The sequence below is a fragment of the Infirmifilum sp. NZ genome (assembly GCF_022693705.1).
GTDB lineage: Archaea > Thermoproteota > Thermoprotei > Thermofilales > Thermofilaceae > Thermofilum.
The window spans coordinates 538991-556234 of record NZ_CP094288.1 but is presented as its reverse complement, the minus strand read 5'-3'; the positions used below and the strand labels follow the sequence as shown (position 1 = coordinate 556234).

At 62.3% G+C, this 17244-nt stretch carries 19 protein-coding genes; 16 read left to right on the top strand and 3 right to left on the bottom strand.

The features are described 5' to 3' along the window. Positions 1 to 34: 34 nt before the first annotated feature. The 6 genes from MOV14_RS02900 to MOV14_RS02875 all read left to right on the top strand — a co-directional run bounded on the left by MOV14_RS02900 (position 35) and on the right by MOV14_RS02875 (position 6620). Entirely contained in the window at positions 35 to 883 is an 849-nt protein-coding gene (locus tag MOV14_RS02900) for a phosphatase PAP2 family protein (protein WP_318537736.1), read from the top strand. Between the two features lie 116 nt (positions 884 to 999). Then, positions 1000 to 1326, top strand: coding sequence for a hypothetical protein (locus MOV14_RS02895; RefSeq protein ID WP_318537735.1), 327 nt, complete (start codon positions 1000 to 1002; stop codon positions 1324 to 1326). A 33-nt stretch (positions 1327 to 1359) separates the two neighbouring features. Beyond that, positions 1360 to 2226, top strand: coding sequence for a winged helix-turn-helix transcriptional regulator (locus MOV14_RS02890; RefSeq protein ID WP_318537734.1), 867 nt, complete (start codon positions 1360 to 1362; stop codon positions 2224 to 2226). Positions 2227 to 2265: 39 nt separating this feature from the next. After that, entirely contained in the window at positions 2266 to 2862 is a 597-nt protein-coding gene (locus tag MOV14_RS02885; RefSeq protein ID WP_318537733.1) for a hypothetical protein, read from the top strand. 57 nt (positions 2863 to 2919) lie between these two features. Next, complete coding sequence (locus tag MOV14_RS02880) at positions 2920 to 4362, top strand: hypothetical protein (RefSeq protein WP_318537732.1); 1443 nt, start codon at positions 2920 to 2922, stop codon at positions 4360 to 4362. 104 nt (positions 4363 to 4466) lie between these two features. After that, the gene (locus MOV14_RS02875) at positions 4467 to 6620 is read left to right on the top strand and encodes a hypothetical protein (RefSeq protein ID WP_318537731.1); all 2154 of its coding nucleotides are present in this window, start codon (positions 4467 to 4469) and stop codon (positions 6618 to 6620) included. Positions 6621 to 6629: 9 nt separating this feature from the next. Here the strand turns inward: MOV14_RS02875 and MOV14_RS02870 are convergent, their stop codons facing one another. Next, positions 6630 to 7703 (bottom strand): mandelate racemase/muconate lactonizing enzyme family protein, encoded by a 1074-nt coding sequence (locus tag MOV14_RS02870; protein ID WP_318537730.1) that lies wholly within the window; start codon positions 7701 to 7703, stop codon positions 6630 to 6632. 156 nt (positions 7704 to 7859) lie between these two features. On the opposite strand from MOV14_RS02870, the gene MOV14_RS02865 reads away from it, so the two are divergent. From MOV14_RS02865 to MOV14_RS02840, 6 genes are all read left to right on the top strand, one after another. After that, positions 7860 to 8087 (top strand): hypothetical protein, encoded by a 228-nt coding sequence (locus MOV14_RS02865; RefSeq protein ID WP_318537729.1) that lies wholly within the window; start codon positions 7860 to 7862, stop codon positions 8085 to 8087. Between the two features lie 35 nt (positions 8088 to 8122). Next, positions 8123 to 8494 carry a type II toxin-antitoxin system VapC family toxin gene (locus tag MOV14_RS02860; RefSeq protein WP_318537728.1) on the top strand — a complete coding sequence of 124 codons (372 nt, stop codon included), beginning with the start codon at positions 8123 to 8125 and terminating at the stop codon, positions 8492 to 8494. Positions 8495 to 8621: 127 nt separating this feature from the next. After that, the gene (locus MOV14_RS02855; RefSeq protein WP_318537727.1) at positions 8622 to 9575 is read left to right on the top strand and encodes a hypothetical protein; all 954 of its coding nucleotides are present in this window, start codon (positions 8622 to 8624) and stop codon (positions 9573 to 9575) included. A 35-nt stretch (positions 9576 to 9610) separates the two neighbouring features. Further along, positions 9611 to 10357, top strand: coding sequence for a cyclophilin-like family protein (locus MOV14_RS02850; protein WP_318537726.1), 747 nt, complete (start codon positions 9611 to 9613; stop codon positions 10355 to 10357). Then, positions 10354 to 10776, top strand: a complete 423-nt coding sequence (locus MOV14_RS02845; RefSeq protein ID WP_318537725.1) for a hypothetical protein — start codon at positions 10354 to 10356, stop codon at positions 10774 to 10776. The genes MOV14_RS02850 and MOV14_RS02845 overlap by 4 nt, the downstream gene beginning before the upstream one ends. A gap of 6 nt (positions 10777 to 10782) precedes the next feature. Next, positions 10783 to 11667 (top strand): hypothetical protein, encoded by an 885-nt coding sequence (locus MOV14_RS02840; RefSeq protein ID WP_318537724.1) that lies wholly within the window; start codon positions 10783 to 10785, stop codon positions 11665 to 11667. An 18-nt stretch (positions 11668 to 11685) separates the two neighbouring features. Here MOV14_RS02840 and MOV14_RS02835 read toward each other — a convergent pair whose 3' ends face one another. Both MOV14_RS02835 and MOV14_RS02830 read right to left on the bottom strand, forming a co-directional pair. Then, positions 11686 to 13248, bottom strand: coding sequence for a transposase (locus MOV14_RS02835; RefSeq protein WP_318537723.1), 1563 nt, complete (start codon positions 13246 to 13248; stop codon positions 11686 to 11688). Between the two features lie 150 nt (positions 13249 to 13398). After that, positions 13399 to 13563 carry a hypothetical protein gene (locus MOV14_RS02830; RefSeq protein ID WP_318537722.1) on the bottom strand — a complete coding sequence of 55 codons (165 nt, stop codon included), beginning with the start codon at positions 13561 to 13563 and terminating at the stop codon, positions 13399 to 13401. 374 nt (positions 13564 to 13937) lie between these two features. Here MOV14_RS02830 and MOV14_RS02825 point away from each other — a divergent pair, with 374 nt between their 5' ends. From MOV14_RS02825 to MOV14_RS02810, 4 genes are all read left to right on the top strand, one after another. After that, positions 13938 to 14150 carry a hypothetical protein gene (locus MOV14_RS02825; protein ID WP_318537721.1) on the top strand — a complete coding sequence of 71 codons (213 nt, stop codon included), beginning with the start codon at positions 13938 to 13940 and terminating at the stop codon, positions 14148 to 14150. 152 nt (positions 14151 to 14302) lie between these two features. Then, on the top strand, positions 14303 to 15196 hold the full coding sequence (locus MOV14_RS02820) for a UTP--glucose-1-phosphate uridylyltransferase (protein WP_318537720.1): 894 nt from the start codon (positions 14303 to 14305) through the stop codon (positions 15194 to 15196). Positions 15197 to 15239: 43 nt separating this feature from the next. Continuing rightward, complete coding sequence (locus tag MOV14_RS02815) at positions 15240 to 16574, top strand: hypothetical protein (protein ID WP_318537719.1); 1335 nt, start codon at positions 15240 to 15242, stop codon at positions 16572 to 16574. Position 16575: 1 nt separating this feature from the next. Continuing rightward, a complete protein-coding gene (locus tag MOV14_RS02810; protein WP_318537718.1) occupies positions 16576 to 17244 on the top strand; it encodes a hypothetical protein in 669 nt (222 codons plus the stop codon).

Here is a 17244-nt window from a genome sequence, read left to right as displayed (position 1 = left end):
AAAAGCAAATAAGGTTGCTGCGAGGGTAGATGCTGTGCAGCGTGAGAGCCTTGTAGACAGGCTAGCACTAGCGGCCACAGCCCTTCTCTTGGTGTCGCCCGCTCTCGCCTACCTAACCGGGCTCTGGGTGCCGTACTGGAGGCTTGTGACGATGCTCGGCTACGAGGAGGCTTACGTCGCCCTCGCCGTAATCGTGTACGTCGCCCTCTCGCCGCAGCTAGGCTACTACATGCTCCTATCCCTCCTCACCTCGGCTTGGGTCAACGCCTATCTCAAGAACACCCTAGCCCTCCCCAGGCCGCCGCCCGAGCAGTGGAAAGTGCAGGAGACGGGCTACGGCTTCCCCAGCGGCCACGCCCAGGTCTCCACCTCGTTCTGGTCCACCGCCTCCCTGAAGCTCCGGCGCGCCTCCCTCGCCGTGCTCAGCGCCACCCTCGTGGCCCTCATCTCCATCTCCAGGCTGGAGCTGGGCGTCCACTACCCCCGCGACGTGGCCGGCGGGGTGCTCATAGGCCTCGCCGTGGCCCTAGCGTCCTACTACCTGGCAGGCTGGCTGCTGAGGGCGGACAAGAGGGCAGCTTTCACCGCTACGCTCCTGTACTCCCTGCTCGTGGCTACGCTATACCTGATCCAGCCGGACGCCACTATACTGAAGGCGGCCGGTGTCCTGGCCGGCGCCTCGCTCTACCCCCTGGTGAAGGACAAGGTGAAGCCCTCGCCCAGCGTGGCCCGGCGCACCGCCCTGACAGCGCTGGCCCTCGCCGTCGCGCTGGCCCTCACGCAGCTTGCGAAGACTGCGAGCCCCCCAGCGCAGCTCGCAACCTACCTGGCCATCTCGCTGGTCATCATCGCAACCCCCCTAGCGCACAGCAAGCAAAGGTAGCTGCCTTTCTTTGAACTTCGTAACGCAGTTTCGAGTGTTTTTATTTCATTTTTCACTTACAGTAAACACCGGAAAAATTAAAAAAAGTAAGGCCCAATACTAACATCAGATGCGATATGGCGCCCACACTCTCTTCGAAGCTCGATTTCGTCGACAGCCCTCTGGCTCTGCAGGTGAGCATCGTCCTTAGAAACCGCATGAAAGAGCTCCTGGCGGAGGCCGAGAAGCTACCCCCTGCTGCACTCGCCGAGAGGATCTACGAGTTGCTCAGGAGGAGCGATGTGAACGTCGAGGTGACGCTGGAGCCCATCGCCACGCCGCCCTACCTGCTCGTACATCGCAACCCCCTCCGCCTCATCCTCGTGCTGCGCGGCAAGGCGTACCAGGTGTGGCCCGAGCTAGCCCCTCTGCGCCCACCGGGATTCGAACTAATAAGAATATAAATCCCCAAGCAAAGATGCTTGTAGAGCGCCGGCATGACGCCCAGAGACCCCCGAGCCCTCCTCGCCGTACTCGCAACCCTAGCTCTGGGCGTATCCCTCGTTCTACGCCAGCCAGCCGTGCTGCAGGCTAGCCCCGCGCTCCTCGTACTGGACCCGCGCGCCTCGGCGCTGGGCGTGCCGAACTCGACGAGCTTCACGGTGACGCTAACCCTCCCGCCCTACACGCTCCTCGACGACGCGCGCGTAGCCTGCGTCGCGAACGCCTCCAGCGTCGAAGCCTCCTCCAGCGCAGCCCAAGTAAGGGTGGCTCGCGAGGGGTCGCTCCACTGCATCTACGCAACGGCCTCCAACCCAACCCCCCAGTTCACCCGGCTCGAGCTCCAGGTCCGGGCGCAGCCCCTAGAGGAGCAGCCCGCGCAGTTGCCCGTAGGCCTACTAGCGGCGGCCGCGGCGGTGGGGGCGGCCTCGTACCTCTCCCTGACGGAGAGGGGCAGGGACCTGGCCTTCAAGGCCCTCTCCATCCCCGTCGCCTACGCGCTCGTCAGCAGGGAGAACGTCCTCGAGAACGCCAGGAGGAGGCTCATCTACGAGTACATCAGGAAGAACCCCGGAGCCGGCCCCCGGGCGATCAGCAGGGACCTCGGGATCAGCTTCGGCGAGGTCCAGTGGCACCTCTCAGTCCTCGAGCGCGTGGGCCTAGTGGCGAGGGCGAGCCTCGCGAGGAAAGCCCTCTACTACCCAGCGGAGATGCAGCTCCACGAGTGGCTACCCGCCTTCGCCCAGCGGGAGCTCGGGGTCAGGGTGGGGCCGGAGCACGTCAGGAGGAACGAGTACAGGATACGCGCCATGCTGGCCAAGGGCTGCAGGCCCTCAGAGCTCAAGGCGGTTTTGACGGCTTAGTCCTCCCCTGATTCTGAACTAAAAAGTTTATAAGCAGGGGTGTGGACCCCTAACCGACAGGTGGAAGCCATGGAAACAGCGAGGCGCACAACAATCGCCACACTGCTGCTCGCACTGGCCATAGTAGCCTTCGCCACCGCAACAGTCACCCTCGTCAACATAACCGAGTGGACCGTCATGGCGCAGGGATCCCCGGTCGTCAAGGTCGCCGGCAGTGATGTAGGCAATAAGCCCGGCAGCTACGTCAACGTGACCAGCTCCACTGCATCGGACGGCACGAACAGGACCAGGATAAGCGTCGTCGGCTTCAAGGGAGACCCGACCACCTACACGAGCGTGCTCAAGATATGCAACAAGAACTACACCAAGTCGGTGAGCGTAACGCTGAAGTACAATGGGACGATTAGCGGCGACTGGACATACATCGAGTACATCGATCTGCTCTACCCCGGCTCCAGTCCCTCACAAACGTTGCACATCACCAGCACGACACCCCGCGGGACATCGATCCCGCTCGGCACGATAGACCCCGGTCATTGCAGCGATGACATCGGCGTTAAGGTGCTCGTCACCCCCGACGCGCCGACGAACCAGGAGCTCATAACGTTCGAGGTAGACGTCGTGTCAACCGGCTAAGCGCTGAACTAAAAAACTTAAATATTTTTTCTCTTCCCCTTTTCTCAGGTGTCCGTGTTGGATCGTAGGCTTAAGCTCGGAGTACTCGTCGGCGTCGCGCTCGCGGTCTTCCTCGTGCTTATTTTCATGTACCCCCTGGGCCTGCAGGCCCTGCTCGCCGGGGGCGTCCGGGACGTCGAGCTGCTGTGGCAGGGCAGCCCGGCGTCGGCGGTGACGCTGGCGTCGGGCAACTACACCGCCTTCTGCTACCCGAACGCGCTGACGGTGCGCAACCTGGGCAGGGCGGGCGTCGCGTACACGCTGGCCTTCGAGCTGGCGGGCTTCGACGGCTACCTGGAGGTGCGGGGCCTCAACGAGACGGTCCTCCTGGCGTCGGGCAACCGCACCGCTTCGAGGGGCTTCTCGCTCCCTCCGGGCTCCTCCGCGTCGTTCACCGTGTGCCTCAGAGCGGCCAGGCCCCAGACCGCCAGGCTCATCGTCGCGGACAGGTCCTCCCCCGAGGTCGAGAGGGCGACTAGGAGCGAGCTGCTGCTCAGCGTCAGGCTCACGGACTGGTACGACAACTCCTACCCCAGGCGGCTCGAGCTGTCGCTGGCGGTGCAGCGCGAGGGCTACGCGGTCTTCGAGGTGGCGGGCAGCGGGGAGGTCTACGTGAACGGCCAGCAGGTCGGCCTGATCCCCTCGCTGTACGGCACCGATGTCTCATCCCTGCTCGTGGTCGAGAGGATCGGGGGGCTGGACTACCCGCTCGCCTTCCAGGCGGAGTCTTGGCGGGTGGAGGAGGCCACCGGGGTCCTGAAGCCCGTCAGGCTGCTGGGCCCCGGCGAGCTTCTCGGCGCGGGGGACAGGCTGGTCTTCGTGGCCTACGTCTCGAACAGCACGCGGATACACATCTACGTGGGCGGCAGAGGCAAGCTCAACTTCACCGGCGCTGTCAGGGAGAGCGGGTCATCCGTCGACACTGGGGCGCTGAGGCTCAGCCTCGAGCAGTGGGGCTTCAGGGGAGGTGGGCTCGAGGTGAACCTCTCGGGCTCGATCGCCTGGCCCTACCAGTACGCGAAGACGTACTACAGCGACCCGGGCTCCTGGAGCACCGTGCTCGTGGGCCCCGTCAGGGGCATCTGGGAGTACAGGACCAGCGGCGCCTCGGGCTACGTCTCGAGGGCTTTCCTCACCGCCTACTCCGCCTCAAACATCACGCTCACCTACCTCTGGGCCGGGACCGTGAGGGGCGGCATCGCGCTCGAGTGGTACCTGCCCAGCTGGTCCAGCAACGGGATCTACACCGTAAGCCTCACCTGCGCCACTCTCTGCAGGCAGCTTCCAGTCAGGCTTCTAGGCAACGCCACGCACGCGGTGGTCGAGCTGTGCAGGAACTACTACCTCCCCGGGGGCACACCCGCCACCCCCGCCTACTACGGCTACCTCGTGCTGACGACCGGCTCGCCGCTCGCGCAGGTCAAAGGCGTCAGCCTGACTGTGAGGAGCTTCTCCGTTTAACTCGGGGCAACTCAGCCCCACCTTTAAGAACGCGCTCAGGCTTCGACCCCCGCTGAACTAAAAGCTTTATATTCGCCAGCGGGCAACTCTTCTCGTGGCTTTACATGCGGGACAGCGAGCGCCTCCCCTTTAAATCAGCTCCTCGCCCCCGAGCCCTGCTCGCTTTACTTCTGGCGCTCACCTCAGCCGGCGGGCTCGCGGCGGTAATCATCATAAACGCGTCGCTCTGGGGGGTGTGGGCCAGGGAGAGCCCCCTCGTGAAGCTCGGGAACTCCTCCATACTACCGGTTTCCTCCGCGTCATGGGCCCCTAAGGATGGCCTCAACGTGACGACGTACAGCCTGCGCTTCGTCCCAGGCTGGGTCGAGGAGTACACCGTCGGCTCGCTCGCGCCCCGCCTTCCCGGCCTGCAGGCGAGTCTGCACCGCGAGGCGTCCTGGGGGAGCGGTAGCTACTGGATCTACCTCGGCGGCTCGCTCCAGCTCTCCACCACGCAGAGCAGCGGCCCCCCGGCCCCCACCCCCGCGAGCATCGTGTGGAGGAGCCAGGCGAGCAGCACCTACTGGGTTCTCACCACCGCCAGGTACACCGTCTCGACGGCGCAGGTCGCGCAGTACATCAACTTCAGCGCGCAGCCCATGAGCCTCCTCAGTAGCGCGAGCTACTCCTGCTCAGCCTACACCCGGAGCGACGACTTCGCCAACGCCTGCACAGCGACCCAGTACACCTTCGACGCACTCCCGCCTAACAGCATGAATTACACTTCGGGTAAAAGCCAGGTGTACTTGGCTTCCTCGATTGGTAAGCCCGAGCCCAGCCTCTACACAGAGTCTCAGCAAGGCTACGCCGCTTTCTTCCTGGACTACTCGGCTCAGCCGTTCAGCGCCTCGGCGCCGTTCTCACTCCAGTACTACTTCAAGGCTTCGCTCCAGGACAAAGACTACATCCAGCTCCACTTCTTCCTGGACACGAACGGCGACGGAAGCCCAGACCTCGAGGTCATATACTACGGCTCCGGTGGGGGCACAAGCCCCCTCCCCCTCGCTCCCGTCATCTACGGGAGAAACCTGCCCCCCGTCAATCTGTCAATGCCTGGTTTCGCAAACAAGGCTAACGTGTGGATCAACGTGAGTATAAGCCAGGTGTACAGCACGAGCGCCGTAGTGGGGCTGGCCCTTGCCGCGTGGTCTCAGACTGGAGTGGTGAAGGCCTGGTGGGACAACGTGTCCTTTCAGAGGTGCGCTAATCCCAGCTACATCGGCGCCTACACGCGCGGCTACGAGTACACGATGGTGTACGTCGACGACACGCGGAGCCCCTCCACACCCCCGAGCGTCGCAACCGAGGTGGATGCCTACGCGTCCACGGGCAACCCCGTGAGCGATTACGGCGTCTCCGCCGCGGTGTACGACGTGGCCTCGAGGTGGGGTAACGTCCCCGCCGCGAACTTCTCTTTCACAGTCAAGGGTCTCTTCGCGAAGTCCGGCTCCGCCGATGCGAATAACGACGTGGCTTACGTGGCAGCGGGGGTGGACACGAACGGCGACGGCGTGGCGGATGTCGAGTACATCTTTTACCGCTACCTGGTCTCCAGCCCTTACTCTGGGGCTATAGTCTCGGTGCTCGCAAGCCCTGGCACCGTTGTATGCACTGTTGGCAGCGACGGATCCTGCGTCCCTTCAAACCCTAGCTTCAAGGTATTTAGCTTGGGCGCTTTAAGCAACAACACCGCTTTCACCTGGAGCGGTAGCCTGCCCCTCAACCAGAGCGGGAGCGTCGTGGCCTTAGCGCTCTCGGTTACTGACGCGTCCGGCAATGCTCCAGGCACCGCAGACGACTTGTGGGTCTGGTGGGACGACTTAACAATAACATACAGGGTGTGCACCCCCCTGCCTGGGGGGTGGAGTGTCAGCGACGGCACGTTCTACAGGCCCCTCGTTCCCGGAGCCGTGGTATACGCGGGTAGCTTCACCGGGGACGGCGGCTTCTACCTGCTCGACTCCAGCCTCCAGCCCCTCCTCGGCGCTAGGAGGAGCGGCTCGGACTACTACGCCAGGTGCGGGGCTTCCGAGTTGTACATCGGCTCTTTCCCCGGCGCGTACTGGGTCGACGTGAGGCCGCTAGCCGGGCTCTGGGAGGTGATCCTGAGGGACTCGGGCGGCGGTATCCTAGCCAGGTACGGCTGCGCTCCAGCCGGCTCGCCGAGCTACGTGGGCTTCATGGGCGTGGAGGGCTTCGAGTTCAGGGCTTGGGGCTAGGTCGGGTGCCTAGAGGACTTTCGTGAGCTTGCTCCATACCGGCTTCAGGTCCCCGAGGCCGGGCTTCTCGCCTGCGCGCCTGACTCCCTTCTCCACGCCTGCCCCGCCGGTGAAGGCCTGCTCCGCGGTGAGGAGGTCGCAGTCTGTGTCGTAGTAGAGGATGTTCCTCAGGGCCTGCGCGGCGTGCACGTGGGCGGTTATGCCGAGCCTCGTCTCGCCGTAGCAGCCGATCATGTTCTTCACGCCTGCGGCCTCGCTGACGTGGGCTACCCTGACCGCGCCCGTGAGCCCCCTGGTCTTCATGAGCTTGATGTTGATGATGTCGGCGGCCTCCATCTGGATCGCCTTGAGCGCGTCTGCGGGCGTCTTCACGCTCTCGTCGAGGGCCACGGGCACCGGGCTCTCGCGCCTGACCCTCCTCAACCCCTCCCAGTCGTCCCACCTCACGGGCTGCTCCACGAGCTCCACGTCGTAGCCCGCGATGCGGTCGATCACCCTGATGGCGTCCTCGACGCTCCAGCCCTGGTTCGCGTCGACCCGTATCCTCACGCCCTCGCCCACCGCGTCCCTGACCCTCCTCACCCTCTCGACGTCCTTCTCGGGCTCGAGGCCCAGCTTCAGCTTGAGCACCCTGAAGCCCTCCTCCACGAACCTCAGGGCCCTCTTCGCCTGCTCCTCGGGCTCCATCAGGCCTATCGTCACGTCAGTCTCGATGCTGTCCCTGTAGCCTCCCAGGAGCCGCCAGACGGGCCTGCCCACAGCCTTCCCGTAGAGGTCGAGTAGCGCCATGTCCAGGGCTGCGGCCAGCGAGCTGGGAGCCCTCAGGCTCCACGTGTACTCGTGCACGGCCTCCAGGCTCGTGTAGTCAACGCTCACCGCGCCGAGCCCCCGTGCGGCCTCGACGACCATCTCGAGTGTCTCGCCCAGCACTGTTCTCGAGGGGCACGCCTCCCCCCAGCCCTCCAGGCCGTCGGGGGCGGTGAGCCTGACGATGAGGCTTCTTGTTTTCTCGGAGACCCCCGTTGAGATGCGGAAGGGCTCTTGAAGCCGGAGCTCGGCAACCCAAGCCTCGAGCCTGAGCATCAACTGTACTTGGCGGCGGGGCTTATTTCCTTGACGCTGGAGTGGCGCGCGGCGATAATTGTGTAGGGTTCATCACCGGTTTGGCGAAGCAAAGCGGGAGTTGCAGATGTAGCGCTCAGAGTAAACTTTTAATAAGTCTACTGAAATAAGGTTTACGTGGAGTACGTTACTGTTTCGGCAAAGATCCCCAAGGAGCTGAAGGAGCTTATGAGTAAGTATGGGATTAAGCCGGGCCCTATAATAAGGGAAGCTATAGAGAGGGAGGTCAGGAGGAGGATCTTGGAGGAGGCGGAGGAGAAGTTGAGGAAGCTTAGCGAGAAGCTGAAAAACATAGGAGATGAGGAGATAGCGGAGCTAATTAGAGAAGAGAGGGATTTGAAGTGACTAAGTATATTTTTGATGCAAGCGCGGTAGTCAACTTGGCAAAGAGGGGTAGGCTCGCGGCCTTCCTCGAAGGTGAAACCCTGGACCTGGCTCGCTATGAGGCGCTAAATGCTATTTGGAAAGAGACGGCACTGCTCAGGAGGCTGGATTACGGTGAAGCGCTCGAGTTTGCTGATGCTCTTAATACTTTGTTTAGGGCGCTCAAGGTCAATAGTATTGCGGGCGGGGAGATAGGCGTTCTTGAGCTCGCTACAAATGAGGGCCTCACGATTTACGATGCTTCCTACCTTTACCTAGCTGTAAAACGCAACCTCACCCTAGTAACTGACGACAAGGGGCTGAGGAATAAAGCCTCGAGGCATGTTAAAGTCCTCTCAGTAAGAGAGCTACTCGAGGAGGACTTCTAGATTCATTGAGAACCAAGGCTCTGTTAAGCGAATACAGTCCGTATGGTTGTCTTACCGTGGAGCTACCTCCGTAGCGTCGGGTATTGCACATTATCACTGATAAATGCTCAGCCCGGGGGAACTCCACTTGATGCTGAACCTGTTTGAGGTTGTTGACCCCGAGGAGGTATCGACGCTCCCTGCAAGGTACAGGGACTACGCCTACGCCTCGCTGGCTCGGGCCTCGGGGAGGCTCGGCTTGGATTACAGAGCGCTCGTAGGCAGGGTGAGGAGCCCGTACCTCAGGGCGTATGTTCTCGCGGAGATGCCCCTATACGACCCCTCCTCGCTCGACAGCACGGTCAGGGAGGTGCTCGCGCTGGTCCCATCCCTGAGGTACGAGGAGAAGGTCTACGCGCTGTCCAGGCTGGCTGAGACGGTCTACGCGCTCGGGGCCGGCGGCCACGAAGAATTCCTTTCGATGGCCGCTAGCTACGCGCCGCCCGTGGGCTACTCCGGGAAGGCCAGGCTCGCGCTGGCCTTTTCGAGGTGCGGCGAGGTGGAGAGGGCTGTGCGCGTCGCGGAGGGCTTCAGGGGCTCGAGGAGGGCTTCGATCTACGTGGAGGTCGCTCTGTCGAGGCCCGAGTCGCTCGAGCTTCTAGTTAGGGTCGTCAGGCTCGTCGAGAAGCTGAGGGACAGCAGGAAGAAGATTGTCCTTTTCTCCAGGCTCGCTAAGCACCCCCGCTACGAGGAGGGGGTTGGCACCCCCGTGGAGAGCATCGCCATGAAGGTGCCCCTCGGCGGCTCCCTCGAGGACGTGTACCTCTCGCTCCTAGTCGCCAGGAACCTGGCGGAGGCGGGGTACGCCGGCGCCGCGAGGCGGGGCTTCGAGGAGGTGGCCTCCAAGCTCCCCCCGGTGGACGTTCTGCCCCTCGACTTCGCCGAGCTTGTCCTCGAGGCCTTCTACCACTACAGGGGCCTTCAGGCCGCGCTGAGGGTAGCCGAGGGCTCCAGCCTGGCGCCGCTCTACTACGCCCACCTGATGGACTACGTGTCGATGCTGTCGTTCGAGAACTCCCTAGCGAGGGTGGCGGGCAGATGAAAAGTCTTATTTGGTTGGGGTAAGCTCTAATCACAATGTACCTGAAGGTTGTCTTCGGTGAGGGCTTCGAGGCACCCGTCGTCGTGACGAGCAAGGAGTTCTACGAGAAGGTGAGGGGCCAGCTACCCATAGCGTCTAAGCTCCTCGTGTGGAAGGAGGAGGTGTACTTCGAGACGAACATCGACTTCACCGGGGAGCTCGTGACGCGCGTCCCCAGCGGGTCGCTGGCGTACTGGCCACCCGGGAAGGCTATCTGCATCTTCTCGTGGGCGAGCCAGCCGTACGGCCCTGTCGTGCAGGTGGGCTGGCTCCTGGGCCCCAAGCACTACATACTCGGGGTCATAGAGGACGCGGAGTACTCCGAGGAGCAGGAGGTCAGGGTGGAGGCGATCGAGCCGGGCGCGTACTCGGAGCGGGCTAGCGGGGCCTCCGATCTGCTCAACAGGGCCGGCTTCTACGCCACGCCGAGGGTTTGGGGCGGGTACGAGGGCGTTGCGGGCGCGTTCGCTAGGCACAACTTCAGGGTGGGGTTCGAGGTCTTCGCGGAGAGCTACGGCTACGTGGTGGAGTCGGACCCGGTGTACCTTAGGGACTACTCGACGCTTGACGAGGCTGTCCAGTACAGGATGAAGAGGATCGTCAGGAGCAGGGTGGACGTGAACGAGGAGGGCTACGTCATCCTCTCGGAGTTCACCCAGCGCGAAGAGACCCTTCCGGACGTGGTGAGGCAGGTCGTGAACGACTACTTGAAGGTTGTAGACGTCCTGGCGCTATCGGGGTGAGCGCGATCAGGATCGTGGCCTGGGCCCTGGACTTCACGCCCAACAAGTACATTCGAGACCTACTCGCGTCCCAGCTGGGGGAGGACGTCGTGCTCGTCGGCGTCGGGCCCCTCTCCAAGGCCGACGAGGTGCTTGAAGCGATGAGGGACGTGAAGGCGGAGGAGGTCGTTACGGCGATCGAGGATCCCTGCGAGATGAACAGGCTCCTGGAGGCCGGTGTGCAGCCACTCGTCGCGGTAACGGAGGAGGTGTGCACCGCGAGGAGCCTCCAGGAGTGCGGTGGCGTGGACGAGGCTAGGGACGTCGTGCTCGAGAGGCCGGACGGCATCACCGTGGTTAGAGTGAAGGAGTTCGCCAGGGTGGTCGACATAATGTTCCAGCTCGTAGAGCCCTCGGAGAGGCACCACCACGAAGAGTAAACCGCTATGGCCGCGAAAGCCGTGCTCGACAGCAGGGGGATCGACCTCTCGCTCACGCTCTACCCCTCCTTCTCCCTATCCCTGCTGAAGCCGGAGGGGGAGGACAGCTACGTTAAGGTAGCGGGGCGGGAGAGGGGCTGCGCGCTCAGACAGGTCGGCGGCGTGATCGAGTCGACCTGCAGCGAGGAGCCGACAAGCTACATCAGCGGGTTGTGGTACAGGGAGGTATTCGAGAGGGCGACGGTGAAAAGGAGCCTCAGCTACCTGGTCGAGACCCTCCGCCTCGTGTACGCGCCCCTAAGCCTCTCCGTCGACCCCCTCGACCCCCTACACATATTCGTGGCGGTTTTCCTCAGCCAGAACACGAGCTACCACAGCAACGTCCTCTCGTGGACGAGCAACCTGTGGTCCCAGACGAACAACCCGCATGAAGCCGCCACTATAGCCTCCAAGGCTATCCCGAGCTTCCAGGCGAAGAGGCTGCCTCAAGCGCTGGAAAGCCTCCCCGAGGCGTTCAACGGGGACAGGTTCGAGCTGAGGAGGCGCCTCGTCAGCAGCCCCTACGTCGGCCCGAAGACCGCTGACGCCTTTATCCTATACGCCCTCGCAGACCCCACCTCTCCCCCAATCGACAGGCACTTCGTGGCGATGAGCTCGAGGCTCGGAATATTCGCAGGGTTGCGGCCGCCAGCCAAAGAGTACTGCGCTAAGCACAGGTGCGACGAGTGCCCCATCCGGGACAGGTGCCTGAGGTGGAGGGCCTCCAGGGATCTGGGCGAGCTGGCGGGCTGGGTTCAGACGGTGTTCTACGTTCACAGCAAGACCTACTGCTCGAGGAGGCTCTGCGATCGCTGCCCGCTCAGAGGCGAGTGCACGGAAGCTTACCCGTAGGAAAGGCCGCGCCTGGCCTCATCTGCCCCCTTCACTGGTCTGAGGGCCCCCCTTGCGGGGTGTCATGGGTGCCCCTTGCGGGGTGGCCGCCCTGGCTGGGCGGCCTTCTGCCCGCGTTGCCGCGGGCACATCCCCTCCTCGCGCCGCGCGCGGCACCCCCGGACCGCCCCTGCTCGGGGAGCCGGGGGAACTGGGGCCGGGGCCTGCCGGCGTTAGGGCTGTCTTGTGGCTCTGGAGCCACTGGCTCAAGGCTTCGAGGTGCCTCTCCGCTCTGCAAACCCTCAGGAAGAGCTTTGCGGCGTTGAAGGCTGCTGTCCAGTCCCTGCCGTAAACTAGGTTGCACTTAGGGCACTTGTAGTACCTTCTCTGCACCTCCACCCCCTCTTTCCCGCAGATGGGGCACCGCTTGCCCGAGATGTTATTGTCAGGCTTGAACCACCTCGCCCCCTCGTACCAGGCCATGTTCTCCAGCCTCCTCGCCGCTCTGAGTAGCGTTCTCTGTAGCTTTGTTCCCCTCAGGGACTCGGCTTGCGGCACGTCCACGACGATGACGACAGTGTAACCCTGATCCCTCAGCTTTCTTATCAACGCTCTCAGCTCCTTGAGCACGCCTCTGACCCAGTCCTCGTTAAGCTTCCTCACCTTCCTCGACGCCTGCCCAGCTATGTGCTCTGCTCTCTCAGAGGTCAGGTTTATCTTCGCCCTCAGCCTCTCCGCGAGCCTCAAGGCCCCCTCCACCGCGGAGCCCCTCCCCTCTCTCTGTAGACTCCTGACGTCCCTCCTCTGCCTGAACCTCTTGACGGCCTCACTCCAGCACTTAACCTCGGAGTAGCTGGTCATAATTGCTGCTAGTAGCCTCAGCAACGTGGTGTTCGGCGGCTTAAACACGCGCTGCGCAACCAGCCTCACATTGCTGTCGAAGGTGAAGGCCATTAAGTACAAACCGTGAGAGCTGTTCACGTCCAATGCTATGACGGCCAGCCTGCCCTCGCCGCCCCACCTTACCTGCTTGACAACGCGGTGCGCAATAAGCCTCAGCCTACCTTTAGCCGTTAGCTGCAAGGTCAGCTTAACGTCGCCAAACCTCTGTACGTCCTCCAGCACCGCTTTGACCAGCGATGGCCTCAGCCTCACCGCGACACCTGCGCTCGGAATGCGTAGCTCATTCCTGGATGCTTCAAGCACCGCTACGGCGCTACCGTTGCCGTGTAGCCTATCGCCGTTGCCGACCACCTTGACTAGCAGCGGCACCGGAGGCGGAGTGAACCCGCTACGCCTCTTAGACTTCCCCTTGGCCTCCGCGACCATCCTGCGCCACTCCACGGCGTACCAGAACAGGCCCTTCGGCAGCCCAGCCGTCTTCGAGGCCTCCCCGATTAACTCTTCGCTGAACTTCTTTGGATCTTCTCTGAAATCCTTGCCGAGCCTCTCTTCGAGGGCCTTGCAGGCCTGCCTGACTGCGCTCGACAGCCTGAGGTAGAGTCGCTGCATCCTCTGCCTCTCCTCCCTGTTAGCCTTTATCTCCCACACCCTGTAGGCGTCGGCGAGCCCCTCGCCGTTTCCCCAGCTTTCCCAGCCCACGCTCCCACCTCAAGGGAGCCTGGCATGCGCTGCGGTCCCGAGCCCTTTCTGCGCTTCAGCCCCACGTTACACTGTGCTTTGTGGCCTTATATCCCTGCGCCGAAAATGAACACCGAAAGTGAAAACACAACTAAAGGGGCAACCGCTGGCTCAGGGTAGCTGAGCTGGGCGACTACCCGAAGCTGTTAGACTACGTTTCCTGAGAAGGAGCCCGCACCCCGCCTCCTCGAGGCTGTAGCCGAGCAAGGCGAGGAGGCCGCAGGCCCTCTCCGTCAGGTAGACGTAGCGCGCGTCGCCGACCACCGCCTCTTTCACGAATCCGGCTGAGCGGAGCCTATCGAGGGCGCTGGCTGTGTACCTCGAATTCCTCGTGCCGAAGGCCCTGCGGAGCGGCTTAGGCTCGCGGAGGCGCCAGAGCGTCTTCGTGAGGCGGGTCAGCTCGAGCCACCCCGCAACGCCCTCCAGACCTCCCCGTCAACCTCGACCATCACAGCTAAACGCGAGAGAAGGGTTATAAGCATTCACACGGGCTGTGCTCGCCTAGTCTTCCGAGGCGAGCGGTCACGAGCCCGCACCCGAACACCCACCAGCAACCCCCACCAAGCACTCGAGGGGGAGGGAAAGCGCGGGTCGAACACGGGAGGAAACCAGGGAAAGACTAAAAAGTACCATTGCTACGGTCTACTTGGATGCACGAGGATCCGAGTGCCGCGGGGGAGCACGCCGAGAAGGACAAGCTCATCGAGGCCGTGCTCAGGGTTCTAAGGCTCGACTGCAGGTTCTCGAAGATGGACGAGAAGAATGTCAAGAAGATCCTGAGGAAGCTTGACAAGAGCGACCTCACGTACCTTGCCAATGTTTTCGACTCGCTCTACGAGGCTCTGGAGGAGCGTCCCACTTAAGGGTAGGGGTGCGTAGCGGATACCCTCGTGACGCCCAAGGCTGCTTCCCGGCGCTGGTTTAGCCGACCGAGCCCTCTACCTATGATCGATGTGCCGGCGTTGCGTTAGTTTTATTGATAAAAGGCTCGCGTCTCTAAGTGCGGGTGTGGGCTTTGACGGGCATCAGGAAGGGGGTGTTGCTCGCCGCGGGCCTGGGAACGAGGCTCGTGCCGTACAGCAAGGAGATGCCGAAGGAGATGCTGCCGCTCTTCGAGGGAGCTGATGGCAAGGTGTTCCTCAAGCCGGTGATACAGATGATCTTCGAGCAGCTGTACGACGCCGGGCTCCGGGAGTTCTGCTTCGTCGTCGGAAGGGGTAAAAGGGCGATCGAAGACCACTTCACCCCCGACTGGGGGTTCGTAGACTACCTGGAGGAGAGTGGGAAGGAGGAGTACGCCGCGATGTTGCGCGAGTTCTACAGCAAGGTGGAGTCCTCTTTCATAACCTGGGTCAACCAGCCCAAGCCGAAGGGCACGGGGCACGCGGTGCTGATGGCGAGGACCTTCGTGGGCGATGACTACTTCGTAGCGGCGGCGGCAGACAACGTCTTCCTGGGCGAGAACGTGGCCCTCAGCCTGGTCTCGCTCTTCGAGAAGCTCGGAGCCCCCCTCCTCGCCGTGAAGCGCGTCAGCGACCCCAGAAGGTACGGGGTCGTGGTGGGCAGGAGCGTCGGGGAAAAGCTCTACGAGGTTGAGGGGATCGTCGAGAAGCCCTCGAAGCCCGTCTCATACCTCGCCAACACGAGCCTCTACGTCTTCCCCCCGGAGATATTCAAAGCCATCGACGAGACAAAGCCGAGCCCGCGGGGGGAGGTCGAGATCACCGACTCGATACAGATACTGCTGCATAGGGGTGTGAAGTTCTACGCGTACGAGTCGGCGGCCGACTGGGTCGACGTGGGAACGTGGGAGACCTTCTTCAAGGCGATACTGCTCTCGCTGAGGCACAGCGGGGGCTACAACCTCGTCTCGGACTTCCTGAACGCCGTGAGGAACGGGTCAGTGTAAAAAATTTTTAACATGGTTGCGCGCGTGACTTCACGGCAACTTTATGGAGAGGTCTAACCAGAGGACGCTGGCGAAGATCCTCCTGGTCGCGGAGGCATTCTTCGGAGGCTTCTACGTCAGCATAACGAGGGGCCTCTTCGTGCCGATGATGGCCTACAGCGGCTACAGGCTCGACGCGCTCTCAGCCGTGCTCGCGCCCACCGGGCTGGGGGGAATACTCCTGGCGCACGAGCTCTACAGGAACCCTAGGAGAGTCACGGGAAGGTTTCGCGCCCTGCTCCTCACAGCCCACGTGGCTGAACGCGTGCTCTGGCTCCTACCTCCTCTCCTCCTCTCAAACCCGTACCTGCTCTCCGCCGACTACCTGGCTGGGAACATCGTCTCCGTTCTCGTGAGCATGTCTCTCGGCATACTGATCTACACACTGTTCCCCACCAGGGAGGTCATCGAGGTCTCAGTCCACAGGTCGGCGGCAGGCGCCGCGGCCAGCATCCTCGGCTCCCTCTACATGACCTTCATCACCGCTGTCCAGCAGGCGCCTACATCATACTTAATCTCCTACCTCACGGCATTCCTAGCAGGTCTCGTCAGCTCCATCACTCTCCTACTCACCCCAAACGTCCCTGCGAGCATCCAGGAAGCCGTCGAGGCCGCGCCACCCCACGAGGAAGCGAAGATCAAGGGAAGCGTCGTGTTCATAGTCCTCATCGCGCTTTTCGCCGGGAGCAACCTCGTCGGCATAGCCTGGAGCCCCCTCCTGAAGCAGATGGGCGCTCCAGTGTACGTCCCGCTGGCTCTGTCGGTTGCAGGCAACCTGGGAGGCCTGGTGGGAGCGTACTTCTGGAAGTCCTACAGGGGGTACCTCGTGGCTATAGCCATCAACGCCTTCCTCACGGCTTTGATCCCCTACATCCCATACCCGCCTGCCCACGTCGCGATCTCCTTCATGACCTCGCTCACGTTCACGGGAGCTAACCTGCTAGGGATGCAGGTGTTCGCAGAGCTGAACGAGAGGCTCGGTAGAGTCCGAGCTTCCGCTTTCCTCGTCTCGGCTAACTACGCAGGCCTACTCGTTGCGTCCCTGATCTCCGCGTCAAGCATTTTAACTCCATTCAGCGGCCTGATCCTAGCCGCCTTCCTGAAGCTCATCGGCGTGCTGATGGCCATGCTCGCCATTCCCGAGACGGCTGTCATACCTGAGAGAAGGGCTTACGAGTACAGCCGGATGATCTACTCCACGAGCGTCCTCGGCTACACGTTCACCGTCCAGGCCTCAAGGGAGTTCTTTAAAACCTCCCTGGAAGCCCTCGCCTTGGCTGCACTGATAACACTGCTATACGTTATATACCGGTTGAGCTGGTTGATTGTGGGGCTGTAGCATGCCTCCTGAAGCTGACATCGTGTCGCAAGCCCTCCTGATCCTCCAGGACATTGCCCAGGCAATACCGAAGATCTTCCTAGCCAGCATCATCATCCTCGTGACCTTCCTCGTAGTCAAGCTGGTAAACAGGGCAATAAAGTGGCTTATAGCGGCGGGTAGGCTCGAGGACCTGCTAAGGGAAGTTGTCCCCGGCGGAGTGAGGCTCTCACTCTACACGATCTCCTCACTGCTTGCCGACGTCGCGGTCATCGTGGCCTCCTCCTCCATCATCGTGCGGCTGTATGTCCCCGAGGGGACCCAGCTGTACCAGGAGCTCGTAGGCTACCTAGCGAGGGCTGGCAGCGTCGTGGTTCTCTCGGTTCTCGCACTGGTCATGGTAGACGCCGTGGTGAAGTCAATCAGGCTTGAAAGGAAGACAGAGAGGTTCTTCGTGATGCTCACGTCCCTTATACTGGTCATCCTGGTTATAGACCTAGCAGCCTTAACCAACGAGGTGAAAATGGCGCTAACCGCGGGCCTAGCGCTCGGTGTGGGCCTCCTCATCGGGGTTTTCTCGCTCTGGGCCTTCTTCGGAGACTACCTAGAAGATATCGCCGCATCGCTTAGGACAAGGAGGGCGAAAGTCTCCTCTCGTGAACTGGTGGAGCAGGAGATACCGCCTGAGTGA

Bases quoted from the DNA above. Each gene is read 5' to 3' on its own strand.
- MOV14_RS02825 (WP_318537721.1), top strand. From the start codon at position 13,938: ATGCACGAGGATCCGAGTGCCGCGGGGGAGCACGCCGAGAAGGACAAG.
- MOV14_RS02815 (WP_318537719.1), top strand. From the start codon at position 15,240: ATGGAGAGGTCTAACCAGAGGACGCTGGCGAAGATCCTCCTGGTCGCG.
- MOV14_RS02810 (WP_318537718.1), top strand. From the start codon at position 16,576: ATGCCTCCTGAAGCTGACATCGTGTCGCAAGCCCTCCTGATCCTCCAG.
- MOV14_RS02850 (WP_318537726.1), top strand. From the start codon at position 9,611: ATGTACCTGAAGGTTGTCTTCGGTGAGGGCTTCGAGGCACCCGTCGTC.
- MOV14_RS02895 (WP_318537735.1), top strand. From the start codon at position 1,000: ATGGCGCCCACACTCTCTTCGAAGCTCGATTTCGTCGACAGCCCTCTG.
- MOV14_RS02890 (WP_318537734.1), top strand. From the start codon at position 1,360: ATGACGCCCAGAGACCCCCGAGCCCTCCTCGCCGTACTCGCAACCCTA.
- MOV14_RS02870 (WP_318537730.1), bottom strand. From the start codon at position 7,703: ATGCTCAGGCTCGAGGCTTGGGTTGCCGAGCTCCGGCTTCAAGAGCCC.
- MOV14_RS02875 (WP_318537731.1), top strand. From the start codon at position 4,467: ATGCGGGACAGCGAGCGCCTCCCCTTTAAATCAGCTCCTCGCCCCCGA.
- MOV14_RS02840 (WP_318537724.1), top strand. From the start codon at position 10,783: ATGGCCGCGAAAGCCGTGCTCGACAGCAGGGGGATCGACCTCTCGCTC.